General features: G+C 33.5%; 23 protein-coding genes. 14 read left to right on the top strand and 9 right to left on the bottom strand.

Annotated features, from left to right (window positions below; genetic code table 11):
• Positions 1 to 98: 98 nt before the first annotated feature.
• Positions 99 to 269, bottom strand: coding sequence for a hypothetical protein (locus ACP6PK_RS21990; protein ID WP_426562663.1), 171 nt, complete (start codon positions 267 to 269; stop codon positions 99 to 101).
• 1,487 nt (positions 270 to 1,756) lie between these two features.
• On the bottom strand, positions 1,757 to 1,915 hold the full coding sequence (locus ACP6PK_RS21985) for a hypothetical protein (RefSeq protein WP_426562661.1): 159 nt from the start codon (positions 1,913 to 1,915) through the stop codon (positions 1,757 to 1,759).
• Between the two features lie 469 nt (positions 1,916 to 2,384).
• On the opposite strand from ACP6PK_RS21985, the gene ACP6PK_RS21980 reads away from it, so the two are divergent.
• From ACP6PK_RS21980 to ACP6PK_RS21965, 4 genes are all read left to right on the top strand, one after another.
• The gene (locus tag ACP6PK_RS21980; RefSeq protein ID WP_426562659.1) at positions 2,385 to 4,448 is read left to right on the top strand and encodes an ABC1 kinase family protein; all 2,064 of its coding nucleotides are present in this window, start codon (positions 2,385 to 2,387) and stop codon (positions 4,446 to 4,448) included.
• Positions 4,449 to 6,077: 1,629 nt separating this feature from the next.
• A complete protein-coding gene (locus ACP6PK_RS21975) occupies positions 6,078 to 6,797 on the top strand; it encodes a DUF5009 domain-containing protein (protein WP_426562657.1) in 720 nt (239 codons plus the stop codon).
• 565 nt (positions 6,798 to 7,362) lie between these two features.
• Positions 7,363 to 7,557, top strand: coding sequence for a hypothetical protein (locus ACP6PK_RS21970; protein ID WP_426562655.1), 195 nt, complete (start codon positions 7,363 to 7,365; stop codon positions 7,555 to 7,557).
• Between the two features lie 110 nt (positions 7,558 to 7,667).
• The gene (locus tag ACP6PK_RS21965) at positions 7,668 to 8,027 is read left to right on the top strand and encodes a hypothetical protein (protein ID WP_426562653.1); all 360 of its coding nucleotides are present in this window, start codon (positions 7,668 to 7,670) and stop codon (positions 8,025 to 8,027) included.
• A 910-nt stretch (positions 8,028 to 8,937) separates the two neighbouring features.
• Here ACP6PK_RS21965 and ACP6PK_RS21960 read toward each other — a convergent pair.
• A complete protein-coding gene (locus ACP6PK_RS21960) occupies positions 8,938 to 10,446 on the bottom strand; it encodes a diguanylate cyclase domain-containing protein (protein WP_426562651.1) in 1,509 nt (502 codons plus the stop codon).
• A gap of 740 nt (positions 10,447 to 11,186) precedes the next feature.
• Between ACP6PK_RS21960 and ACP6PK_RS21955 the strand changes: the two genes are divergently transcribed.
• The 9 genes from ACP6PK_RS21955 (at position 11,187) to ACP6PK_RS21915 (ending at position 20,202) form a co-directional block, all read left to right on the top strand.
• Positions 11,187 to 12,422 carry an LL-diaminopimelate aminotransferase gene (locus ACP6PK_RS21955; RefSeq protein ID WP_426562649.1) on the top strand — a complete coding sequence of 412 codons (1,236 nt, stop codon included), beginning with the start codon at positions 11,187 to 11,189 and terminating at the stop codon, positions 12,420 to 12,422.
• A gap of 221 nt (positions 12,423 to 12,643) precedes the next feature.
• Entirely contained in the window at positions 12,644 to 12,916 is a 273-nt protein-coding gene (locus ACP6PK_RS21950) for a Panacea domain-containing protein (RefSeq protein WP_426562647.1), read from the top strand.
• A 269-nt stretch (positions 12,917 to 13,185) separates the two neighbouring features.
• Positions 13,186 to 13,350 (top strand): hypothetical protein, encoded by a 165-nt coding sequence (locus ACP6PK_RS21945; protein WP_426562645.1) that lies wholly within the window; start codon positions 13,186 to 13,188, stop codon positions 13,348 to 13,350.
• Positions 13,322 to 13,531 (top strand): hypothetical protein, encoded by a 210-nt coding sequence (locus ACP6PK_RS21940; RefSeq protein WP_094675795.1) that lies wholly within the window; start codon positions 13,322 to 13,324, stop codon positions 13,529 to 13,531. The genes ACP6PK_RS21945 and ACP6PK_RS21940 overlap by 29 nt, the downstream gene beginning before the upstream one ends.
• Positions 13,532 to 13,949: 418 nt before the next feature.
• Positions 13,950 to 14,090, top strand: coding sequence for a hypothetical protein (locus ACP6PK_RS21935; protein WP_426562643.1), 141 nt, complete (start codon positions 13,950 to 13,952; stop codon positions 14,088 to 14,090).
• Between the two features lie 24 nt (positions 14,091 to 14,114).
• The gene (locus ACP6PK_RS21930) at positions 14,115 to 15,299 is read left to right on the top strand and encodes a DNA cytosine methyltransferase (protein WP_426562641.1); all 1,185 of its coding nucleotides are present in this window, start codon (positions 14,115 to 14,117) and stop codon (positions 15,297 to 15,299) included.
• 609 nt (positions 15,300 to 15,908) lie between these two features.
• On the top strand, positions 15,909 to 16,490 hold the full coding sequence (locus tag ACP6PK_RS21925) for a Bpu10I family restriction endonuclease (RefSeq protein ID WP_426562639.1): 582 nt from the start codon (positions 15,909 to 15,911) through the stop codon (positions 16,488 to 16,490).
• Positions 16,491 to 16,820: 330 nt separating this feature from the next.
• Positions 16,821 to 17,672, top strand: a complete 852-nt coding sequence (locus tag ACP6PK_RS21920) for a LysM peptidoglycan-binding domain-containing M23 family metallopeptidase (protein WP_426562637.1) — start codon at positions 16,821 to 16,823, stop codon at positions 17,670 to 17,672.
• Positions 17,673 to 18,750: 1,078 nt separating this feature from the next.
• Positions 18,751 to 20,202, top strand: a complete 1,452-nt coding sequence (locus ACP6PK_RS21915; RefSeq protein ID WP_426562635.1) for a sodium:solute symporter family transporter — start codon at positions 18,751 to 18,753, stop codon at positions 20,200 to 20,202.
• 483 nt (positions 20,203 to 20,685) lie between these two features.
• On the opposite strand, the gene ACP6PK_RS21910 is transcribed toward ACP6PK_RS21915, so the two are convergent.
• Positions 20,686 to 21,513 (bottom strand): class I SAM-dependent methyltransferase, encoded by an 828-nt coding sequence (locus tag ACP6PK_RS21910; RefSeq protein WP_094678537.1) that lies wholly within the window; start codon positions 21,511 to 21,513, stop codon positions 20,686 to 20,688.
• 239 nt (positions 21,514 to 21,752) lie between these two features.
• On the opposite strand from ACP6PK_RS21910, the gene ACP6PK_RS21905 reads away from it, so the two are divergent.
• Positions 21,753 to 22,442 carry a phosphorylase family protein gene (locus ACP6PK_RS21905; RefSeq protein WP_426562632.1) on the top strand — a complete coding sequence of 230 codons (690 nt, stop codon included), beginning with the start codon at positions 21,753 to 21,755 and terminating at the stop codon, positions 22,440 to 22,442.
• Positions 22,443 to 22,636: 194 nt separating this feature from the next.
• Here the strand turns inward: ACP6PK_RS21905 and ACP6PK_RS21900 are convergent, their stop codons facing one another.
• From ACP6PK_RS21900 to ACP6PK_RS21880, 5 genes are all read right to left on the bottom strand, one after another.
• Entirely contained in the window at positions 22,637 to 23,197 is a 561-nt protein-coding gene (locus ACP6PK_RS21900; protein ID WP_168186757.1) for a Crp/Fnr family transcriptional regulator, read from the bottom strand.
• A gap of 292 nt (positions 23,198 to 23,489) precedes the next feature.
• Entirely contained in the window at positions 23,490 to 23,840 is a 351-nt protein-coding gene (locus ACP6PK_RS21895) for a hypothetical protein (protein ID WP_426562630.1), read from the bottom strand.
• 455 nt (positions 23,841 to 24,295) lie between these two features.
• Positions 24,296 to 25,039: an alpha/beta hydrolase gene (locus ACP6PK_RS21890; RefSeq protein ID WP_426562628.1), complete on the bottom strand. Its 744-nt coding sequence runs from the start codon at positions 25,037 to 25,039 to the stop codon at positions 24,296 to 24,298.
• A gap of 252 nt (positions 25,040 to 25,291) precedes the next feature.
• The gene (gene fldA / locus ACP6PK_RS21885) at positions 25,292 to 25,804 is read right to left on the bottom strand and encodes a flavodoxin FldA (RefSeq protein WP_426562626.1); all 513 of its coding nucleotides are present in this window, start codon (positions 25,802 to 25,804) and stop codon (positions 25,292 to 25,294) included.
• Positions 25,805 to 25,882: 78 nt separating this feature from the next.
• Entirely contained in the window at positions 25,883 to 26,071 is a 189-nt protein-coding gene (locus tag ACP6PK_RS21880) for a hypothetical protein (protein WP_426562624.1), read from the bottom strand.
• Between the last annotated feature and the right edge of the window lie 240 nt (positions 26,072 to 26,311).

The following is a 26,311-nucleotide window of genomic DNA, read 5'->3' as shown; positions in this document are numbered from 1 at the left end:
TCGAATATTTTCTGGAAGTGGCAATAAACTCTCAGTTGTCTTGCTCTCTAGGTTTTAGTTCTACCCGATGCGTATGTCGCAATAGTCAGATTTAGCAATTAATTTTTCGATTCTTGATTCACTAATAAATTTTTTCTGACTAGAAGAAATTCTGGGTAGAGAAATAATAGTCGAATATTTTCTGGAAGTGGCAATAAACTCTCAGTTGTCTTGCTCTCTAGGTTTGATGTTCTACCCGATGCGTATATCGCAATAGTCAGATTTAGCAATTATTTTTTCGATTCTTGATTCACTAATAAATGTTTTGTGGCTAGAAGAAATTTCAGGTAGAGAAATAGAGTCAAATATTTTTTGGCAGTGGCAATAAACTTTCAGTTGCTTTGCTCTCTAGGTTTGATGTTCTACCCGATGCGTATATCGCAATAGTCAGATTTAGCAATTATTTTTTCGATTCTTGATTCACTAATAAATGTTTTGTGGCTAGAAGAAATTTCAGGTAGAGAAATAGAGTCAAATATTTTTTGGCAGTGGCAATAAACTTTCAGTTGCTTTGCTCTCTAGGTTTGATGTTCTACCCGATGCGTATATCGCAATAGTCAGATTTAGCAATTATTTTTTCGATTCTTGATTCACTAATAAATGTTTTGTGGCTAGAAGAAATTTCAGGTAGAGAAATAGAGTCAAATATTTTCTGGCAGTGGAAATTAACTCTCAGTTGTCTTGCTCTCTAGGTTTGATGTTCTACCCGATGCGTATATCGCAATAGTCAGATTTAGCAATTATTTTTTCGATTCTTGATTCACTAATAAATTTTCTGTGAGTAGAAGAAATTTCCGGTAGAGAAATAGAGTCAAATATTTTCTGTCAGAGGAAATAAACTCTTAAGTCTCTTGCTCTCTAGGTTTGATGCTCTACTGTTGCGTATGTCGCAATAGTCAGATTTCACAATTAATTTTTCGATTCTCGATTCACTAATAATTTTTCTGTGACTATTAGTTGCGTTGCAGTCTAGGTTTGATGTTCTACCCGATGCGTATATCGCAATAGTGAGATTTAGCAATTAATTTTTCGATTCTTGATTCACTAATAAATTTTCTGTGAGTAGAAGAAATTTCCGCTAGAGAAATATAGTCAAATATTTTCTGGCAATGGAAATCAACTCTCAGTTGCGTTGCTCTGTAGGTTTGATGCTCTACTATTGCGTATGTCGCAATAGTAAAATTTTACAATTAATTTTTCGATTCTCGATTCACTAATAAATTTTCTGTGAGTAGAAGAAATTTCCGCTAGAGAAATATAGTCAAATGTTTTCTGGAAGTGGAAATAACTCTCAGTTGTCTTGCTCTGTAGATTTGATGCTCTACTATTGCGTATAGAGCAATAGTGATATTTCACAATTAATTTTTTGATTCTTGATTCACTAATAAATTTTCTATGGGTAGAAGAAATTTCGGGTAGAGAAATAGAGCCAGATATTTTCTGGCAGTGGCAATCAACTCTCAGTTGCCTTGCTCTCTAGGTTTGACATTTCACTATTGCGTATAGAGCAATAGTCAGATTTTGAGAGCTTCTCATAAATGGTTAATTTTCCCCCATCGAATCTTTCCATCTATCCTCAAGTGAAAAATCACCAATATTTTCATTTTCTAAAGCTCCAGAAAAAAAATCGCGCCTCAAAGAATTTTCGGTTGTATCCTCACAATTTTTGTGATATCATAAATTATAAATGGGGTTGTTCGTATATACGCATGACTTTTTATTCAACCCAAATCTTTACTGAGAGAAAATCAAATATTCGGGAATTTTTCCCAGGAGCAATACCAGAAATATTTTCATTTTCTGAAGCCTCATAAATGGTTAATTTTCCCCCATCGAATCTTTCCATCCTCAAGTGAAAAATCACCAATATTTTCATTTTCTAAAGCTCCAGAAAAAAAATCGCGCCTCAAAGAATTTTCGGTTGTATCCTCACAATTTTTGTGATATCATAAATTATAAATGGGGTTGTTCGTATATACGCATGACTTTTTATTCAACCAAGGATAGTATAGTTTCTTTGTGATAGAACTGCCTTCCGTTTTCACTTTGCGACATCTTTAGCGGAGCATGACCTCAGGAAAAGGCGGAATAAGTCCGACAGTTATATCACGAATATTACAGAAAGAAACCCAATGTAAAAGATACGCTTAGGAATTCTATAGAACAATAGTCAGGTTTAGCAATTCTGTTTTTGATTCTTAACTAACTAAAAAATTTTCTGTCACCCGATCGACATAGATTAGATTCACTAACGAGAGGGAGGATTGATTTTTTACACTCGCACCCCAACAATAGGGATATTGTTACAATATTTAACAAGATTCGTTAAATTTTTCTTAAATATTATGAATTTAGAAACAATATCATCTATTCCTCGCCAAAAAGACATCAATTCCAACAGCAAGAAATTAGACACAGTAGAAGTTGAAGCAATGCAACTAAAAAATATAGATACAGAAATACCCAAATCTCAAAATCCTCCAGAGACAGCAGAAAATGCCCTACGCTACGATCCAGAAGCAATAACAGCCATCTACAGTAAACGTCCTTTGCAAGTCTGGAAACGGCGAATCAGTATCTTATGGACTTTTGTATTATTTGCTTCTAGCTTATGGCTGGACAAAATTACTGGTAACGCCACTAAAAATGAAAGAAAACGGGCAATCTGGTTAAGAGAAATTTTGACAAATCTCGGTCCTGCTTTTATTAAAGTAGGACAAGCACTATCTACTCGACCAGACTTAGCTTCTCCAACATATTTAGATGAGCTGACCAAATTACAAGACCAATTACCTGCTTTTCCCAATGAAGTTGCTTATCATTTTATAGAAGAAGAATTAGGTTTTCCTCCAGAAGAAATTTATGCAGAATTAACATCAAATCCCATCGCTGCAGCTTCCCTTGGACAAGTATATAAAGGCAAATTAAAAACAGGAGAAATAGTAGCAGTAAAAGTACAACGTCCTGGTTTAGCAGAAAGCATTGCTTTAGACATTTATATATTAAGAACATTAGCTATTTGGGCACATAAAAATATTCAGCGACTCCGTAGCGATCTAGTAGGCATAATGGATGAGTTTGGTACTCGAATATTTGAGGAAATGGATTACACTCAAGAGGGTCGAAATGCCGAAAAATTTAAACAACTCTACGGTCATTTGAAAGATATTTATGTTCCTAAAATTTATTGGCAATATACGGGTCGTCGTGTGTTGACAATGGAGTGGATAACGGGTACTAAGTTGACTGATTTGGAAGCTATAAAAGCCAAAAATATTGATGCGAAATATCTGATAGAAATTGGTGTGCAATGTTCTTTGAGACAGTTATTAGAACATGGTTTTTTTCATGCCGATCCTCATCCTGGTAATTTATTAGCAAGTCCTGATGGTAAGTTAGTTTATCTAGATTTTGGCATGATGAGTGAGGTTAAAACTTATCAGCGATATGGTTTATTGGAGGCAGTTGTACATTTAGTAAATCGTGATTTTGATGCTTTAGGTCAGGATTATGTGAAGCTGGAATTTTTAACTCCTGAAACTGATTTAACTCCGATTATTCCGGCATTGGCTGGTGTGTTTAATAATGCTCTTGGTGCTAGTGTGGCAGAACTTAATTTTAAGAGTATTACAGACCAGTTATCAGCTTTAATGTATGAGTATCCATTCCGGGTGCCTGCTTATTATGCTTTGATTATTCGCTCTTTGGTAACTTTGGAAGGTATTGCTATTAATGTCGATCCTAATTTTAAAGTTCTGAGTAAAGCTTATCCTTATGTGGCAAAACGTTTATTAACTGACCCTGCTCCTGAGTTGAGAACTTCTTTGAAAGATTTACTTTTTAAGGATGGTGATTTTCGTTGGAATAGATTGGAAAATCTTTTAAGAAATGCAAGTAATAGTGATGATTATGATATTAGTAAAGTTTTAGATCAGGCTCTAGATTTCTTGTTATCTGAACGAGGAGATTTTATTCGGGTTCGTTTAGTTGAAGAACTAATTAATAGTCTAGATTTAGCATCGATAAATACATTTATTAATGCGAGAAGTAAAGTCAATGAATGGTTGGGAATGAAGGTAGAGAAAACTCCAGTTACTACATCTAATAATCCTGGTAATGAAAAGAGAGCAGAACATATTAAAAATATCTGGCAAATTATTCAAGATACTCCTGGTTTTGATGCTATGCAGTTAGTACAATTAGTACCAAATATATTAGTTAAACCAGAGATGCAAAAAATGGGGCAACAAGTAGCAGGTGGTTTGACTCAACGGGCGATCGCTCGTTTGATTCGTCAAGTATTATTATCTCCAGAGTATTCTAATACTAATGGTAATGGTAATGGTAATGGTAATGGTCATAAACCAAAGACTCAACCTCAACTTTCTTTGCCTGCTTCTTCTAGTTAAGTTGATATTGATTGAAGGAAGAGTTCATTAATTGATAATTGATAATTGATAATTACCTCTGGTTAAAACCATTACGGAATTGAATATCAGGAAATATCCTAGCACTTTTTTTCCCCTATCCAAGGGGGGGCTTTAAACCAAAATTATTTAATTATTAATTATTAATTATTAGTAATTCGGGAAGAAGTAAGAAGGAAGAAGGCAAAAATCAATTTAATGACAAATGTATAACTTCTCTCTTTTATCAAGTTTTATCTTCAGAAAGATGTTGATAAAGCATAACTTTTCAAGGGAGTTAGGAGGGATAATTTATCAGAATAAACCCTCTATCTAAAACTGATTTATATATATAAGTCAGTATTGATTCTTTGATGGTTAATTCTGATTAGTTGTTGGTCGCAAAAATTTCTACTGGCAACTAATTTTTTAATCAAAAAATTCCCATAAGTTGCAGCAGTATTTCTAGCTAAAGCAAAAGGTGGAGATAGTATTATGGGTATAGCTTTAAAAAAAAGGAAGAATTCAATAATGGATAATGGATAATTGATAATTGATAATTGATAATTACCTATCCCTAAAATGAAGAGGATTGAATAAAAGAAAAATTTTTTTTGTTTCTCCTGGAAAGGAGAGGCTTTATACCTTGATTTTTCGGTAAGAAGGAAGAAGCCAAAAATCAATTTAATGACAAATTTATAATTTCTCTCTTTTATCAAGTTTCATATTCAGAAAGATGTTTATAAAGCATAAGTTTTCAAGGGAGTTAGGAGGGATAATTTATCAGAATAAACCCTCTATCTAAAACTGATTTATATATATAAGTCAGTATGGATGTTTTGATGGTTAATTCTGATTAGTTGTTAGTAGCAAAAATTTCTACTGGCAACTAATTTTTTGCTCAAAAAATTGCCAGAAGTTGCTTTAGCAATGTGTCTAGCTAAAACAAAAAGTGGAGATAGCATTATGGGTATAGCTTTAAAAAAAAGGAAGAATTCAATAATAGATAATTGATAATTACCTCTCGCTAAAAGGAAGGGGATTGAATAAAAGGAAAATTTTTTTTTGTTTCTCCTGGAAAGGAGAGGCTTTATACCTTGATTTTTCGGTAAGAAGTAAGAAGGAATAAGGCAAAAATAAATTTAATTACAAATGTATAACTTCTCTCTTTTATCAAGTTTTATATTCAGAAATATATTTATAAAGTATAACTTTTCAAAGGAGATAGGACGAATAATTTCTCATAATAAAACTTCTATAGCAATCCTAAATTGTTAGTGACAGTTTTAATAATAGTTAAAAAAAGCTGAAACCTTGAAAATTATGACTCCTGACTCCTGACTGCTAAATGCCATCAAAGTATTGTAACCTAAATAGAATTGCTATATCTAAAACTGATTTATATATATAAGTCAGTATCAATTTTTTGATGGTTAATTCTGATTAGTTGTTAGTAGCAAAAATTTCCTACAGCCTAAAGCTTTCTAATGAATATAATCTCAAGTAGCAACAGTATTCTAATTCAATTTTTTAAGATTTTAATCTAACTATTTCCTATATATAGTTGTTCCTATACTGGTAAGGTAGAAAATTCGTTAATATCACAAATGAAATTAGGATGACTATACAACTATGATAAAACAACCAACCTCTAGAAAACATGCCGATGCTTTAGATGCTTTGCGTGGATTTGCTATTTTAATGATGGTATTATCTGGCATAATTCCTCGTGATGGAACATTACCTGCTTGGATGTATCATGCTCAAACTCTACCACCAAATTATATATTTAATCCTAATATTCCTGGACTGACTTGGGTAGATATTGTTTTTCCAATTTTCTTATTTGCAATGGGAGCATCAATACCCCTATCTTTATCTAGATTAATTAATAAAGACTGGCAATACAGTCAAATATTTTTATTGATACTGAAAAGGGGATTTTTGTTAGGGACTTTGACTATAGTTTTGCAACATTTTCGACCACACATCATTAATAGTTTAGAAGAAACTCCTAAAAAGTGGCAATTAGCTTTACTAGGATTTTTAATCCTCTGTTTAATGTTCACTCGTTTACCTAAATTTCCCCCCAAGTTTCTGAATCAATTTATTACTATAGCTGGGTGGAGTTTATGTATTTTAGTTCTGAGTAGATTAACATACCCTGATGGTAGTAACTTTTCCTTAGAACGGAGTGATATTATTCTCATAGTATTAACAAATATGGCTGTTTTTGGTTCTATAATTTGGTTATTTACTAAATCTAATTGGTGGTTACGTTTAGGATTATTAGGAATATTATCATTGCTCAGATTTTCTACTACTGATGATCGATGTTTCAATAATTGGTAATTGATAATTGATAATTCATAATTACCTTTCCCTAAAAGGAAGAGGATTGAATAAAAGGAAAATAAATTCATTGTTTCTCCACGGCGAGTGAGAGGCTTTAAACCTTAATTATTCGGTAAAAGAGTTTTGGTTTAATTCTCCTTTGCCTTAGATTTTTAGATTTGATTATTTGAAATATTTATTTATCGTCATTCCAGGTACTATTGCTGGAGATTTAATTTTAAATTGCATGAAAAATAATGAAACTAATAATGATGATTCTATAGTATAAAAATGGTCAGCTGGTCGTTTTTTTATCATTGCAGTGTTAATGGTGACTATTGACTTAGTGTTATTGGTTGGGTTACAATCTAGGCTGGTTTTACAAACAACTTTAATAACTGTAGTTTTATGTGGTTCTGGTTGATTATTATTCCAGCAACCAGGTAATCAGATAGAAAATTTACTAAATAAACTTTATAGTTGGGGTACTTATTGGTTAGTATTAGGGTTAGCTTTTGAGCCTTTTCAAGGTGGCATCAAAAAAGATAGTGCTACTATTAGTTATTTTTTCGTTACCACAGGAATGTCTATTTTTCTGTTGATTCTATTCACTGTAATTAGTGACTATTTTCCCCAGAAATGTCCGATAAAATTATTGATTTATAATGGGCAAAATCCCATGATAGCTTATGTGATTTTCGGTAACTTGCTTTTACCTTTTTTCAAATTAACTGGATGGTATGAAAAAATTACACAAATGACTCAAGCAACAAGTTGAGGATTGTTTCGGGCATTTGTTTATACATTAATAGTGGCATTGATTGTAAGTATTTTTAGCAGGTTAAAAGTTTTTTGGAGGACTTAAAAAAATCAAATTAGGAGAATTTTATGAGTAGTATACTTCCTGTAGTTTTTGTATGGTTTGTTTCATTATTTGGTGCTTGTTTAGGCATTATCATCGGAGGTACTATTGGAGGAATAGTTGGTGGAATTACCAACTTAATTACTCATTTCAGATGTACGATGAGAATATTTAATGCAGCAACTTTTACTTCACTTTTGAGTACAGTTTTTTTTATTATTATCGGTCATCAAAAAATTCAACCTCTAAATTGTGCTGATGGTTTAGATGGATTTTATGTTTGTTTTAGCCCACTACTTATTCCTTTTTGGGGAGGAATTATCGGGGGTATATTTGGTTCATTTATTGGAGTGTTAGTGGAAGTATATAGAAAATCGAGTCGTTAAATTAATTAAATTAAATTATTTATTAAAGTTTTTTAGGATTGGTTTTGATTAAGGAGAAATGCAATTAATATAATGTCCGTTCAGCAATTAACAATGTTCATGTGACGAGGTGCCGTTTGCGGAGCATGACCTAGGAATACAATTAATAATTATCTAGAGTGGAACATTCATAATTTATAACAGACTATGTCATAGTTCTTTATGCCGTGTAAATTGTAAATTATTAATTATTAATTATTCGGTAAAATACGGATAAATGATGAGTGAGCAGTCAGCAGAGAAGAGGTAAGAGAAAGGAAAAAATTATATTATAGCAATTCCCAAAAAGCGTGAGGTACAAAATTTTAGGTTTGAGGGAACACTTAACACTTAACAGGGAACAAAAATACAAAAATACAACTGTACCTCATAACCTTGGGAAAGGCTATATTGACGGTTGAATACTTATCAATAAGTCAGTGGTAAGTATAACAATTCTCAAAAAGCGTGAGGTACAAAATTCTAGATAATAGGCAACAGGCAAGAAATATAAAAGTGTACCTCACACTTACTGATAAATGCTTTATAGCGAGATTAGTCTAGAAGGAGAGGAAAGATTTTTTGATCGCTAATCAAACTTAAATAGACTGGGTATTACTATTACCATAATATAAGCACCTGTACAAAATTAATTTAATATTTGTAAGCAATGAACAGCTTAACTAAGAACAAAAAATATACTTGTATACAACAGCAGTAAATATATCGCTGAAGTCAGACTTAAAAATTATTGATCTGACTAAATTTGAGAGAAGCAAGAATTTCCTAATAGTAATGGTGAGTGCTATAAAAATAATTTAGCTGACCTACTTAAAGTGACCATTAAATATAAAAAAATTAATTTTTGTTGAATGTTTAATTAACAAATTAATTAACAAACACAGCTATTTCTATGGGCAACAACACAATTACGTCCCTGTTCTTTAGCTTTATAAAGTGACTGGTCAGCATCTATTAATAATGTACGAGGGGATAATTTAAACTTAGGAACTATACTACTTACTCCCAAACTTACAGTAACATAAGGACTTGTTTTTGAATAGGCATGAGATATCTCAAGGTTTTTGATTTCCACTCTAATTAATTCTGCTCTTCGTAAAGCTTCATCAAGATTTGTATTGGGTAATATAATTCCAAATTCTTCTCCACCATAACGACATACTAAATCAGTAGGAAATATAGCAACTTTACTAATCGCCTGAGCAACTTTTTTGAGACACTGATCTCCCTCTGGATGTCCATAATAATCATTGTAATATTTGAAATAATCTACATCACAAATTATCAGAGATAAAGGCTTTTGCTCTTGTCTAAGTTGTTCCCATTTTTGGTGAAAATATTCATCAAATTTACGACGATTAGCCAGGGAGGTTAGACTATCTAAACTAGCAATTACTTGTAAATCTTGGTTAGCTTTTTTGAGAGCTAGTTCTGCTTTTTTGCGTTGAATTAACCCCCCTAATTGAGTAGCAACACCATTAACTAATTGCATAGAATTTTGGTCGAGGGAGCGAGAACTTTTCTGGAAAAAGACTAAAATAGCTAAAACCTTTTTATCTAGGATAATCGGAATTCCTAAAGCAGATTTAATACCTATTTTTTCAGCAATTTCAGAACAAATAGAAACAGAAGATTGTTCTTTAAAAATATCTTTTAGCCATTCTGACTGCTGAGAAGAGAAAACTCTTTGTAGGAAACCTGGATGAGAACTAAAAGTAATAATTTGATGCTGTTGTCGAAACTTGAGAGTAAGTGGTAAAGCACCATTGCTACTGTTACTAGCATACCAACCTCTACTAAATCTAAGCATTGTATTATCTTGATTAGGAATCCATGCTTCCCCAAAATCCCAATTCATAGTTTGGCATATTTCTGCGAGAATTATTTCTAAAGCTGATTCAAAATCAGATGCTTCACTAATAGCATAAGTCGCATTTAATAATAGTTGTAATCTAGCATTTTGTTGTTGTAATTCCTGCTGTAGAGAACGCAAGCGCAATTGATTTTCAATCCTGGCTAAAATCTCAATTAATTCAAATGGTTGAGTTATATAATCTACCCCTCCCACAGTAAAAGCTTTAATCTTATCCATCACCCCACCCAAAGCAGAGATAAAAATCACAGGGATATCACAAGTTAGTTCATCTATTTTCAGAACTTCACAGATTTGATACCCATCCATTTCTGGCATTTTAACTTCTAATAAAATCAAGTCTGGAAGTATGAAATGAATAGTTTCTAGAACCTCCTTACTACTGGTGGCAATTTCCACCTTATACCCCTGGGTAGATAACAACTCAGTCAAAAGTTTTAAACTTTTAGGATTATCATTAATAATTAAGAGAGTTTCTCTGAATCTAGAATCTTGTTGTTGATGCATGATTTAGTAGGACTAGAGTGAACATAACTACTATTTTAGCTACCTAGAGGAAGCTATTGGCCAAATTTAAGCTTCTTAAAATTGTGTTCGGTTAAGGGGCGTATAGACTTGTAAGACTAACTCTCTCAACTAATAATTAATAGCTGTTTGATTGAATTTCACCTACTACATTAAGAAACCTACAAGCAATTTTTAATTGTTGTATGCACCCTGAACTGCCTGAAATATTATGTATAACATAACCTTTTAAGATAAAATATTTTAATTTAACTAATATAGCATTTTCATTGGAGTGTTGAAAGTACTTTTGAGAAAAAAACAACAGGGAAGCAAGTATATATTTTTCTTGATAATGGAAAAAACACACAGTAGTTTTTACCAGTTTTTACCAATTTTATATAGCAAGCCATGATAGATAATCAAGTATGAAACTCTTGCTAATGTTACCTTTTCCCGAATTTATAGAGAATTTATCTTTTTGCTTAGGTTTGGAAACAAAACCCATAAAATAAAATGTTACAACCTATTTAGGATTTCTATATGGATACAGGAAATATAGGAATAAAGATCAATAGGGTTCAGATAAGACTAAAACTTATCTTAAATTGTATTTATTTATAGACTCATTTACTTTCCTTCTTCTTTCCTTCTTCCTTCTTCCTTCTTCCTTCCCTCTTCCTTTGTTTGACTTTGAGTTTTCCAACAGGTCTAATGTTGTAAGTGACTTTTTTTAATCTACTATGGCAACAATTAACGATAATTACCTCAAACTCAAAGCAGGATACCTATTCCCAGAAATAGCTAGACGGGTTAATACCTTTGCCGAAGCAAACCCAGAAGCCCAAATTATTAAATTGGGTATTGGGGATGTCACTGAACCATTGCCAGAAGCTTGTCGTCACGCCATGACTAAAGCTGTGGCAGAAATGGGCGATCGCTCAACTTTTAAAGGTTATGGTCCAGAGCAGGGTTATGCTTGGTTGCGGGAGAAAATTGCGACTCAAGATTTTCAAGCTAGGGGATGTGATATTGATGCCTCGGAAATTTTCATTTCTGATGGGTCTAAGTGTGATACTGGTAATATTCTAGATATTTTTGGCAATAATAATACTATTGCTGTGACAGATCCAGTATACCCAGTGTATGTAGATACTAATGTAATGGCAGGTAATACTGGTGATGTAAATGAGAAAGGGGAATATGAGGGTTTAGTTTATTTACCAATTACAGCAGATAATAATTTTATTGCTGAAATTCCTACTCAAAAAGTAGATTTGATTTATTTGTGTTTTCCAAATAACCCCACTGGTGCGACAGCGACTAAAGAATATTTGCAAGCGTGGGTAAATTATGCCAAAGCGAATAATGCCATTATTTTATTCGATGCTGCTTACGAAGCTTTTATTACTGATGCCAGTCTTCCCCATTCTATTTATGAAATAGAAGGAGCAAGAGAATGCGCGATCGAATTTCGTTCCTTTTCTAAGAATGCTGGTTTTACTGGTACTCGTTGTGCGTTGACTGTCATACCCAAAACTCTCAAAGGGAAAGCTGCTGATGGTTCCGATGTAGAATTATGGAAATTGTGGAACCGCCGTCATTGCACTAAATTTAATGGAGTTTCTTATATCGTGCAGCGGGGTGCAGAAGCAGTTTACTCCGAGGAAGGAAAAGCGCAAGTGAGAGCATTAATAGAATTTTATTTAGAGAATGCAAAAATTATTTGCTCCCAGTTACAAGCAGCAGGGTTAACTATTTATGGTGGAGTAAACGCGCCTTATGTTTGGGTGAAGACTCCTACAGGTTTGTCAAGTTGGGATTTCTTTGATAAACTGTTGCAAAATTGTAATGTTGTGGGTACTCCCGGTTCAGGTTTTGGTGCTGCGGGTGAAGGTTACTTCCGAATTTCTGCTTTTAATAGTCGGGAAAATGTCAACGAAGCGATGAAGCGGATAACTGAGAAATTTAAAATTTAGGTAGGCGATCGCTCTTTAGAAACCGGGTTTATCGAATAAATTTCCCAAGGTAGGGGCGGGTTTTTCAGTTAACTTAGTTAAAAACTTTTAACCTTACTAAACCCGCCCCTTTATTCCGGTTTCTTGTTTAAAGGTAATGTACTGATGTAACTACTTATTTAGTGCTAAAATAATAAATATATATAGCTTTATTAAACTAAAAATAAAAAGATAAAAGTGCAATGATTAACCCCTTAGAAGTAGCCAAATATTTCATTATGCGGGCTTATGAAGATGGTAGAGAAGCTCAAATAACTAATATGAAAATACAAAAACTCCTCTACTATAGCCAATGCTTATATTTAGCTCTTAATGGTGAACCTTTATTCGCTGGTGAAATACAAGCTTGGCGATATGGTCTTGTTTGTCCTCCTGCTTATAAATTTTACAGTAAATTTGAAGCCGAACAATTACCAATCCCAAACCAGGAAAGTATTACTAATATTCCCTCATAAATCAAGGACGTTTTAGAGGAAACTTGACAATACTTCGGTGAATATGATGCTTACTATTTGAGTGATTTAACCCACCTAGAATTTCCGTGGCAAAAAGCGAGAAAAGATTTACCGAAATATTGTGGTTTAAAGCCTCCCCTTGGATAGGGGATAATAAATAAAAATTTTCCTGTTTGTCAATCCTCTCCTTTTCAAGGAGAGGTAATTCGCGCATTCTTAATTCTTGAAGTAGTAATGCAAGTTCAACCGAACCTATATTATTAGAAGATATGCGTTTATTAGGAAAAGAAAAACTTTTAGAAATTGAGAAAGAACATCCTCACTACCCTTCTATTATTTCTCATATTTTAAAAGTAGCAATAGAGTCTAAAGAAGAACCAAAATATATTCAGAAAGGAGAAGTGAATGACTGGCTCAACTCCCTTCTTAATTGAGAAGACTACTAACTTTGAACGGAGTTTTAAAAAGTTAGTCAACACCTATAAATCTCAATCTCAAAAACAGGAATTTATTCAGATTATTAGTCAGTATCTTGATGAACTAATTATTCATCCTTATCCTACTCAAGCCAAGGTTGAACCTTTACCAAGTGGTCTGAAATTACCTGATTATTAATTATTAATAATTAAATAATTCTGGTTTAAAGCCTCCCCTTTTAAGGGGAAAAAAGCGGTCGTTTGCGGAGCATTCCGTAGGATGGGATGGCGTTCGCGAAGCGTCCCGGAGGGACAGGTCTCCCGCTCTTATCAGAGCCGCTCCGCTTTTCATGTCGCGCAGCGTTAACGTTTGCGGAGCATTCCGTCAGGAAAGTTGTGCGGAACGCTAAACGCCATATCCAATCGACCAAGAGAAGAAATGATATTTCCCGATCTTCAATCAAGAACGGTTTTAACCAGAGGTAATTATCAATTATCAATTATCAATTATCAATTAATGAACTGATGAATGGCAATTTTATAAATTAGTTTTAGCCATTGCTAAAGGTGCATCAGGACAAATTAGATTAATGTATTTAGTTGAGGAGAAGAAAAGAGTGATTAAGCCTTTATGGATTTATAATCATCAACAATTTAAAAAACGTCCTCCTGCTCAAGATATTAAAGATTTCATTCAAGAAATTTTTGAGGAAAAATATATTGACAGAGAAACTACTAAAAATCAAATAGTTGTTTAACTATTTTTGCCAAAAGTATCATTTATGAAACCATTAATATTAGATATTTTTTCCGGTGCAGGTGGATTTAGCCTTGGTTTTAAGTGGGCAGGTTGTCAAATTATTGGTGCTATAGAAATAGATAAATGGGCATCAGAAACTTTTGCTTATAATCATCCAGATGCAGTTGTTATAAATCAAGATATTACGACTATTACTAATAGAGATATAGCAGCAATTTGGGGTAATAATAAACCACAAATTATGATAGGAGGTCCGCCTTGTCAAGGATATTCTATTTGTAATAAAAATGCTGGAGATCCTAAAGACCCTAGAAATAACCTTTTTAGAGAATTAATTAGAATAGCTAAAGTTTTTGAGCCAGAAATATTAATTATGGAAAACGTACCTAATATGATTAAATTTCGGACTCATTCTCAAATCAAAGTTATCGACATTATTGAACAAGAGTTAAAAAAGATTGGATATAACGTCTACACAAATATATTAGAAGCTACAGCATACGGCGTATCTAAAATTAGAAAACGTTTATTTATTATTGCTTCAAAACGGGAACTAGAAAATCCCTTTCCCTTACCAACTCATGGAATATTAACTAATCAGCAAATGTCTTTATTTGGAGAAAATTTAAAGTTTTGTCCGACATTATGGGATGCTATTTATGACTTACCAACCTTAGAAGCTGGTGAAGGAAAAGAAGAGTCAAATTATTTCAAACAGCCGTCGAATGAATATCAAAAATTATTGAGAAATGGCAATAAAATTTTGTTTAATCACAAAGCAATGAATCATACTAAAAGAATGGTAGAAAGATTTGCCACAATGACTTGGGGAAGTTCTGGAAAAGACGTACCAAAACATTTACAACCACGACAAAGGAACTCTACAGAAATATCTGAAAAAATCTACCACCAAAATAATAGAAGACTCCATCCAGATAAACCATGTCATACAATTCCAGCTTCATTTTATGCTAATTTTGTTCACCCTTATCAACATAGAAATTTCACAGCTAGAGAAGGTGCAAGAATACAATCATTTCCAGATAGTTTTAAATTTATGGGTAAACCAACAGTTGTTAGTCATAAACTACTATCTAGAGAAGGTAGTTTAGCAGAAAAACATTTATGTCAATACAATCAAATTGGAAATGCCGTTCCTCCTTTGTTAGCTAAAGCTATTGCCGATAATATCTTAAAACAGTTGTAAAATTGAGGCAAATAAAATGTATGTTCATGGTCATTTCAGTTATCAGTTATCAGTGAACAGCACCTCCTACTAATTTATACCAATTTGAAAAAGAATGCTATACTTAGGTGACACTTCAATGATTAGGTAATTAACAGGAGCTTTTTAATCTTTTTGATAATTATTAGCCAGAAGCGCCTTAATTTTTCTTATGTTTCCCCACTCCCCTACTCCCCTACTCCCCTACTCCTCTGCTCAAGAAAATGTAGCAAACATTTATCAAATTGGTATTAGGAGGAGCGAGTAGAATTGTTGAATGAATACAAAGATTTTCCAGAACAACAACGTAAGCATTCAGTCGTCAGCTAGCCTCCTACAGAGGAGCTGCGCTAACAGCTATCAGCTATGAGTTATTAACTTATCCTGTTTGGAAGTTTGTGTTTGAGAAATTAATCTCCAAAAAGTGAAATATAAATAATAAAGATAGTCAGCTAATTTTAATCACTCCTGTAGGTTTGCTCGGCTATTAGCTGACTGCTGACTGCTAATAGCTGAATGCTTACACAACAACACTATGCAGAAAAATTTGATTCTCGTTCAAATCTCCATTCATCTGTCTTGGAATAATTTATGTATTACCTTTTCAAAGATTTAGTGAGTGAATTTTCATCACAAGCTTTAATTGGAAAGTCTCGTACTTTCAAAGATATATTTTTTCGGTCTAAAAATTATCGAGATATGCTCAATTTTCCTCACGCTTTAATTGAACTGAAAGATAATGATTTTGCCATAGGAGTAAGAATTAATGCCACAATGAATTGTCAGGGTTCCCAAGCATTAGAAAGTCATATTTGGGATGTACCTGCTGTAGTTATAGAATGCAAAACTTACTTGGATAAAACTATGCTTCAAGATGCGGCAACCGCAGCAGAACAACTTAAATATAGAAATCCTAATGCTGTTTATATTTTAGTAGCTGAATGGCTAAAATTAACAGATGCTGTAAATCTACGAAAATTCAAAATCGACCAAATATATGTATTAAGAAAACAAAAGAATACGGATAGAGAATTTCGATTTCAAGAAGGGTATATTAAAAACCCTATATATGCAGATGTGGTAGAGCATTTATTTGTTTATGTTCGAGATTATTTAACATCTGATTGGGAAGGGGGTATTAATTTTGGTTTAAAACGTGGTTATTTGATTTAGCTGACTAATTTTGGTTAAGATTGGTGGCATAATGTATATTTTTGTTTAATTTGTATTTCTTCGAGGGGATAACTGAAAAATTTATAACTTAGCTTAGATTTAGGCGATCGCTAAAATCAAGTAACATTAAATAGTAAGGTGGGCAAAAACTGAATTATCAATATCATGGTAAATCAAGTTGTATTTGTCCACCATATTTTTTTCTCCTTACTTGTTTAGGACTACCCTATTTTTTTTCAGTAAATTTATACAATTTAATTGCCGATGATTTCTCAACCCTGCTTTTACCTTATAACTACATTATTATCCTTAATTAACCCAGTATTAATAATGCAAGTTAACGCCCAACCCCAACGAATAAAAGTTCCCACTCCTTCCATCTCAGAAGAAGCACAAAAAGTTTGCCCCCCACCTGCATTATCTCGTCTCCAACGCCATACCGTCGCCCCCGGAGAGACCATTGAAAGCATCGCCCAAAAATACAACCTAATACCCCCAACCTTATTAGCATTTAATCGAGTGCTACAAAAAGGACAAGTAACTGTAGGTACTGAAATTATAATTCCTCCCTATAACGGTATTGCCGTGAAAATACCCACTGGTAAAACCTGGAAAAATGTTGCAGAAAATTATAATATCCGTGCTGATACTTTATATGAAGTAAATGGTTGTCCAGAAACACCAGATCAACAAACACCAGAAGTAGTTTTTTTACCAGGAGTAAATTGGTCTCCGGGAGGAAAAACACCGCCAAAAACATCTTTATTAACAGGTTATCCTTTACCTTTTGAAGCTAGGGTAATTTTAGGTTATGGTTGGTTGCTACATCCCATTAAAAATCAAGTAGTTTTTCATAGTGGTTTAGATTTAATTGCTGATAGTGGTACATCAGTTTTTTCTATAGGAAAAGGTATTGTGGCATTTGCTGGTAAACAAGGAAATTATGGAAACTTAGTAGTAATTAATCATATTTCTGGCAAACAAACTCGTTATGCTCATTTAGATTCTATCAATGTTAAAACTGGTCAAAAAATTGAACAAGCAGAACTTTTAGGCACAGTTGGTCAGACAGGGCAACCTGATTTTGAGGGAGCTCATCTACATTTTGAAATTAGATATAATTCCCCTTTAGGTTGGGTTGCTGAAAATCCCAATTCTTATATGGAAGTTATTTTTAAGTAATTGAAAAAAATTTTGATCACATCAAACTGCTAATGAATATATACAACTATATTTTTAACTAAGTAGATCTCCAATGTGATTCTTTTGTATCAATAAATTATCTCTTCAGTACACCCTAGTTTTGCCGGAGAGGATGACAATTAAGAGTTAGGTGTGCTATAATTTAGTCATATAAATATCTTTGATATTTTTGGGAAATAGTTAGTAAACTTCCTTGAAGCAATGAACTTATAACTGAGGCTCAAAAATATAAAGTACCAGCAATTATGATCAAAATTAGGAGTATAAATTATGATAGGCATACCATTTTACTTGATGATATTATGTTTCTTTGCTACTATTATCTGGGAAAAAATAAAATATAGTTCTGAGCCAGATTCTCAAAGCTAAATTCAAAACTCAGTTGATTAATTGATAATTGATAATTGATAATTGATAATTACCTGTGGTCAAAACCATCAGATTGAAGATCGGGAAATATCCTAACACTTTTTTTCCCTATCCAAGGGGAGGCTTTAAACCAGAATTATTTAATAATTAATAATTGGGTAAACAAGAGGGTGAATATCTACAGGAAATTTAAGTTTTTTTGTTGCTCTTAAGCCTTCCTCCCTTGTCCCTCTTCCTTCTTCAAATATGAACAATTTCAACTTTTTCAAATCTGCCTATTTTTGGTGTTTCTGCTTTACCATAATTTTCCTACTTTCCCTAGACTTTTGGTCATGGAAACAAACGATTTCTTTTTCATTTTTCGATCTCCCACCCTGGGTGTTATATTTTATTGGTTTGCAAATTATCCTCGCCTGTGCTATTTTTATTTTCTCTCAAACTTTCTGGAAATCTGAAACTGAAGAGTAAGCATTCAGCTATTAGCAGTCAGCTATCAGCAATAATAGCCTGTGCTTAAGGAGGGAGTTTAAATAAATATAGACTTTAGAGTTAACTTTTGTAGTAAGATTTTTCTAGTTTAATTAAATATTGCTTTTATCACTCACTAAAAGCAATAGCTGAATTTCGCAGTTCCTCCGCAGGAGACTAGCTGACGGCTGAATGCTTAGACTGAAGAGGAAAATTAATCGTGCTTGAAAACCTAATTCCTTACTTATTTATTGGTGCATATTTACTCTCTACTTTAATCATCGGAATTATTGGTTATCGTAGCCAACAAAATACACCAGAAGATTACTTTCTAGCAGATAGAAAAATCGGCTCTATAGTTCTATTTTTTACTCTCATTGCCACAAATTTTAGTGCCTTTGCTTTTCTCGGACTTTCTGGTGCTGGTTATCGCATTGGTATAAGTTATTATCCCATGATAGGATTTGGTACTGCCCTCGTCGGAATTACGTTTTATTTCATCGGTTATAAAGTTTGGCTTTTTGGCAAAGAAAAAGGTTTAATTACCCCCTCCGAATTAATCGAAAATCGCCTCCCCAGTCAACCACTTAAACTATTATTTTTAGCCGTGATGGTAATTTTTACCATACCTTACTTAACCCTACAACCAATTGGTGGGGGTTATATGATAGAAAATTTAACTAATGGGCAAATTCCCTATTTTTTTGGAGCAGCTTTTTTGACTTTCATCATTGTTTTATATGTGTTTGTGGGGGGCATGAAAAGTGTAGCCTTAACCGATGTTTTGCAAGGGGTATTAATGTTTGTTTTAATGATAGTTGCAGTAATAGCTATATCCCAAAGTATCGGTGGCTTTACTGAAGCTAATCAAACTGTTTATCAACTCAAACCAGAGCTTTTTTCTCGTTCTGGCACGAATAATTTTTTCACTCCCCACAAATGGTTTAGTTATATGTTGCTTTGGGGTTTCAGTGTGCCGATGTTTCCCCAAATGTTTATGCGGTTTTATACTCCGAAAAATGCTAATTCCCTCAAACTTTCTGCTAGTTTATATCCATTAATTACTTGCACAATGTTTATTTGCCCCGTTTTAATTGGAATGTGGGGTCATATTAATTTTCCCGATTTAGTCGGAAAAGAAGCAGATAGAATTTTTCCCATGATGTTAGCTGAATATACCTCAACTGGCATTGCTTCATTAGTAATGGTGGGAGCTTTGGCAGCGTTCATGTCAACCCTTGATTCTCAACTTTTAGCATTAAGTTCGATGATAACTAGGGATATTTATATTGTTTATATTCGTCCTCAAGCTTCCCTAAAAGAACAAACTTTTGTTGGCAAAATTTTAATCGTTATTTTAGCAATAATTGGTTTGATTTTAGCAGCAAATCCTCCGGCAACAATTGCAGCGATCGCTACTCAAGCTTTTACTGGTTTAGCAGTATTATTTCCTACAGTTATTGCTGCTTTATATGGCAAAAATATTTCACCTCTGAGTTGTATAATTTCGATTATTTTTGGTGAGATAGCAGTTATTGGTTTTCAGGTAGGGATTATTCCTAAAAGTTTCGCTTTAGGATTTTTGCCAGTAGTGCCGATAGTGGTAATTTGTAGTTTAATTATTGTCATAACATTAGGCATTACTAAATTAGGTGAACAGGATAAAAAGTAGGAAGGTTATATGGAACCTCCCTACAATTAGATTGAATTGATAGGATTATTAAAGTATAATATTATTTAAGCATCAAACTGACCGAAAAATTTGGGTCTCAAGCATCCTCTTTTAAGGGGATAAAAAAAGAATCTTCGGTATTTCAAGCCTCCTGGTTTCCTACGGAATGCTGCGCAAACAGCAGGAGGTACTGATAACTGTTAACGCAGTTCCTCTGCAAGAGGCTAACTGTTAACGCAGTTCCTCTGCAAGAGGCTAACTGTTAACGAAGTTACGACCATAGGAGGCTAACTGAAATGACCTCTGCTAGCATTTTTTTAGTATAAAAAAGGGTTAAACTTTTACCTATAAATGCTTTTATACTTAATCAGGAAACCCTATATTAATTTAATAATAAAAATTTGGTAAGTGGGAAACCAGTTTGTTTCCACGGCAGGATGGAAAAAACACAATGGGCAACCTATAGGAATCAGTTTTTCATGCCTATTTCCTACTCCCTATTCCTTTATTCAATTTGACATCAGATTTTTGAGCAATAACTCCTACTGTGGCATAATAAATAGCCGATGAATTGGGGTCATCTGCAAATAAATAATAGTTTTCAATGTCAGACTGACTTGCTTTACCAGTTACAATATATTTTTGTGCAAGCTGCATTGTAGACATTTTCATCATTTTAGCTATTCCCGATCCTCCAGTAGAAACAGGAGTATCATTTTCTAGAGATAACTTTTGCCAGTCATACTTCTGAAATATATCTGGCAACTTCCCCCCTAAAGCGTAATCAATTCCTTTATCTGCGAACATCTGCTGAATAGCAAGATTAACTTGATTGAAAGATTGACACATTGCATTCTCTCCCACAATAGCTTTAGCTGCAGAAAAATCTGGTTCTTCAATGACTATCCATCCACCAGGTTTGAGCAAATCTAACATCTTCGATAAGGCAACTTCAAAGTCTGGGATATGGATAAGTAGGTAACGTGCATGAATTAAATCAAATGATTGATTTTCCAGGGCAAGATGGCGAACATCTTCTTGTAATACCTCAAGATTCGATGATTGAACATTCGCTAAAAAACGAGTATCTATATCCACTGCAACTACTTTTCCACTTTCTCCAACAATTGTTGCTAACCATTGAGCGATCGCTCCTGCTCCTGCTCCCACTTCCAAACATTGCCATTTGTTCGTAATTCCAGTTGTTAAAATTCGTTGGCGAGTTTTGGGGTCAAAAATTTGTTCGATCGCCTGTAGTCGCTCTAATTCTTTAAGATTTTGAGCATCACTAAATATATAAGATGTTGACATTTATAAATTGTCCTTTCTTGTTTTGTTACTTAGGCGTTGGTAATTAATGAGATGATTTATCTTTTGGGATAGCTCCCCTGTGACAACCCCGGTGAGGGCAACCAGGGAGAAATTACCAAGACAAATTTCATCTTTTGATTTACCAATGCCATTAGTTATATTTCCAACTAAAATTCTCAGATATGTAACTAAGATACCCAAAAGCTTAGAATTATTTTAAACTTTCACTTGTAATAGAAATGATTGATACAATTTTAGTTGTTCAAGGGCCGGAATTAAAGTCTGTGAAGCGTGGTCTTAACTGTAGGTTATCTCTAGCTCCGAAATTGTTACCTCTACCAATAGGTTTTACATCTGCTACTCGCTATTTGCATCAATGGCAAAAAAAACAGGATTTTTCCTCTCAGCAACCATCAACAGTATTGGTAATGGGATTATGCGGTAGTCTCTCTAGTCAATATCAACCTGGAGATGTGGTTATTTATGATGAGTGTGTTTTATTTGATGAGTCTCAGTTACTTCGGCAAAAGTGCAATGAGGTGTTAACTAGGAAGTTGCAAACTCATTTACAAGAAAAAGCATCTCTAGTTAGAAGTTTAACTAGCGATCGCTTCATCTACAAGGCGGAGGAAAAACAACTACTGGGAAAAAATACTGGTGCAGAAGTCGTAGATATGGAAGGTTTTGCTATTCTCAATTTTTTTGCTAATCTTTCCGTTTCTGTGGCGATGGTGAGAATAATTAGCGATGACTGTTACCATGATCTTCCCGATCTCTCTTCTGCTATAACATCATCTGGAAATTTACAACCTTTACCATTAGCGATCGCTATGTTTCGACAACCACTTGCTGCTTTGCAACTTATTCGAGGTTCTACCAAAGGATTAAAAGTATTGCAGGAGGTGACAACTTGTCTGTTTACTGATTAAAAAAGTTCTCATTTCAGTTATCAGTTATCAGCTATTCAGCAATCAGTAGTAGACCGACACAGCTAAAATGGTGCGTTACGACGGATTGCTCAATCCCTTTCATAGTCTAAATTTAAGTCGTCTAACACACCCTACAAGTTTTACTACTTCCCTGTCTCCCCACACTCCCCCTCTCCCTACACTTCTCACACTCCCTACTCCCTAAAAAGAATTAAACAGTTACTCTGCGACCACCCAATTTTATTTTCCTTTTCAAACTCATTTAGTAGTCGCGTTACTGTTACACGACTGGTACTAATAATGTCAGCTAATTCTTGATGAGTTAACCGAATATCGAGTATTTGCCCTTCTGGCAGTTGATTTCCAAATCTGTCTGCTAACCATTTTAATAATCTCAACAGTCGCCATTTGATTTTTCTAGAATGAATAATTCTTAAGAGTTCTTGAGTTCTTTGAATATGAGAAAGCATTACTTCTTGAGCATAAAAATAACCCCTTGGTAAAATACTCGCCTCGACAGTAGTTAAACATTCAACTTGATAAGGATAAGAAGGAAAGAGAGGTTGACCAACAATATCTCCTTGACCCCAAAACCCTAAAGTAATCGTATTTTCTTCTTCATTCTTAGTCAGAGTACGAACTACTCCAGAATCTATTCGCCATAATAATACATCTGTCAATGGCATTAGTTGACGGCGTTTAAATTGATGGCTCTTTAATTTAGGGGCGACAGTAATTACTGAATTTAAGCTCACTTTTCTTCTCCTATTTATGTTGCAAAATCTGTATTTTTGTGAGCATTTCCTGGGGAATGCTGCACCAACATTCATCAGTCATCAGCTATCAATTATATCACATCCAGTAGTATAGGTCTCGTAGGGGTTGGGTTACCAATGGATAATGGATAATTGACAATTGATAATTAAAGATAGTTTTCATTATCCATTATTCATTATCCATTATCAATTAATGAACAAACCCCCTACCAAATTTCGAGTTTTTGCCTCTTATGCAACAGTTACTTCTCAGCTAATTTTTTTGAGTAAGTTAATTGTGAGTTGCTGGGTTGGTAGCTTGGGAATGGAAGTATTGTGAATTAGCTTCACACACTTGTAAGGCGGGTTTTGCTAGATTATTATTTCCTTCATAGTCACTACAATTGATTGCTGTTTCAGTGAGTGCGCTATAAGGATGTACAGTACACTTTAAACGATAATCACCTGTAAAAAATGTACAGCGACTACAGGGAATTTGATGTAGTCGTTTAACATAATTTATTCCTGACTGAAACGTTACATAAAAATTACGCAAACTTATAATAATTAGTGATATCATACCAATCATAAAAATGGTACGAGCTAGACTTTGAAGTATTTCTTCAGGGAGAAAATTAATCATAGTTTCAACTATATAAAATAAATGCTTGGTGAAAAATTCCTAGCTAGAGGTAGTAGTATAACTAGCCAAAAACTGAAGCGATCGCTAACTATATTAGTTATAGGGTTTATAAGTTAAAAATAATGTCAAATAAGACACTCTTTTATGTTTGAAATCAGTAACTAATTAGGATTTGCTGAAAAAGTCTGATGTATGAGGGGAGCATTCAAGTAGGGGCATCGTTATATTTGCGACCTACAGTGAGGAATAATGGGAATTACAGAGGAGATAGGAGGAATAATTGTCTGCTAAAATGCTCACATTTTGAGTAATTCCTTCCTAAAAGCTGGCAATTTTTTACCACTAAAAATGCTTTAGCCTTTATCTGTAAATGCTTTTATACTTAATCAGCAAGCCATAATTAGCAATGATTATATTCTAATTAACTACTGTGCAAATATTCAGCAATAGAACATTTAACTTGCTATTGTTTGTGGAGTAATATCTGATAAAACCAAGCTATTTTCTTGCCAAAATTCTAGAAGTGGTTTGGCTACATTTAGAGGTGAAAAATGATGGAAAAAATAACGACCTTCAGGACATTCCCAAATCCGATCTTCTGGTTTTAAAAATGGTTGCCATCCTTGAATTAAATTAGGATCTATAATTTCGTCATCATTGCTACCACATACCATTAAAGGTACAGGAACTTCTCTCGGAATCATGCTTTGACGTTTTAACAATGAGTGAGGAGATGGAGATAAATCTAAATCTCTCTCCAATATGTTGACTAAATTTTGAGTAATTTTTCTATCTTGTTCGCCAAATAAACTTTTTACCATATTAGTCAACATTATTTCCCGACTACAAGGTAAAAGATGGCGATGTACATAATAATGTGCTTGCCAATCAACTGTGGGATGAACACCTACAGATAGTAAGGTTAAAGATTTTACTCTTTCTGGATATTTACGAGCATATATTAATCCTACTAATCCACTTGTACTATGACCAATAAGATGAATAGGTTTATTGATAGATTTGAGATAATCATGGAGTAAAGTTACGGCTATATCTAGAGTGCAAGGATCGTCGGGAGTTTGCAAATAATCCCATTCTGCAATTAAAACTTTTCTGGATAAGTAACGAATTAATCGCTGATTAAAAACTTGTAGACTAGGGCTAGTGCTTAACCATAATACATCTGGAATTTTAGACATTGCTCTTGATTCTCCTAAGTTATATAGTACCTTTGAGTAGATGATAATTTTTGGAGAAGGAAGTATCTGAAATTAGAAGTATATATTGAGGTTTTCTAGTGGATTTTTTTTAGTCTCAACTAGATATTTCTCAAATATTACTTTCCATTTTTTTCATCAAGCTTCCTTCTCTTATAATTTTTGCAAGTTAAAGGATTTTCTCTGAGTTAATCAACTTTATTCAAATCTGATAACTTTGCTAATTAAATCAGACTAAACTCCAAAATCTGTTTTGAGTTGGGCAACCCATTTTTTGATTCTTTCTTCTGTTAATTCTGCTTGATTATCTTCATCTAGAGCTAAACCTATAAACTTGCCATTTTTGACTGCTTTAGATTCAGTAAAATCATAACCATCTGTAGACCAATGCCCAACAGTGGTACCTCCTAAACTAGAAATTTTTTCCTCCAACATACCCATGGCATCCTGAAAATTATCAGCATATCCTATTTGGTCTCCTGTACCAAAATAGGCTACTTTTTTGCCCTTGAAATCGATATTATCTAGTTCTTCAAAGAAACCTTCCCAGTCACTTTGTAGTTCACCAATATTCCAGGTAGGACTGGCAATAACTAAATTTTGATAACCATCAAAATCATCAGTTTGTGCGTCAGTCATATTATGGATAGTAACTACATCGTCACCACCAAATTCTTTCTGAATAATTTCTGCAGCTTCTTCAGTTTTACCTGTTGTGCTGCCGACAAAAAGACCAATTTTTGACATTTTTCCTCCGTAGTAGTTGTTTTTTTGTCTTAGAGTTAGATATTGGTTTGAGAATTTTTCAAACTCTTGAACTAGAACTTAGTCAGGGTCTAATTCGTCACAATAACTAGACCAATCACTGTGTAGTTTATTCATGTTTTTGTTTGTATTTATTGTTTCCTCTTGATAACTATTTTCTGCTTCTAAATCTTGGAAAATATATCGGCTATCGCAATCTTGTTTGTATTGTTTGATTTTCCATGAAGCTAGTTTTTTTGAACCTGTCATTTTTCTATTTCCTATGAGTTATTTTTTAAAGAAAAAACTGTTAGCATCAAAATTTTGATGTATTTTTAAATTTGTCAGGTATTATTTGAGAATTTAAAATTGCTTATTGCTTGATTAAATAGTAGCTATAATCAAGTTAAAAGTTGTCTGTAATTTTTCGGTAAAAAATAGTTATTCTTAAATTTTGATTTTTGTCTGAAGTGATACCTAACTACTGGGATCAAAATCTATAGCGTTACA

This window comes from Dapis hubbardiae BLCC-M172 (assembly GCF_050016015.1).
Taxonomy (GTDB): Bacteria; Cyanobacteriota; Cyanobacteriia; order Cyanobacteriales; family Microcoleaceae; genus Trichodesmium.
This window is presented reverse-complemented; position numbering and strand designations above follow the sequence as displayed.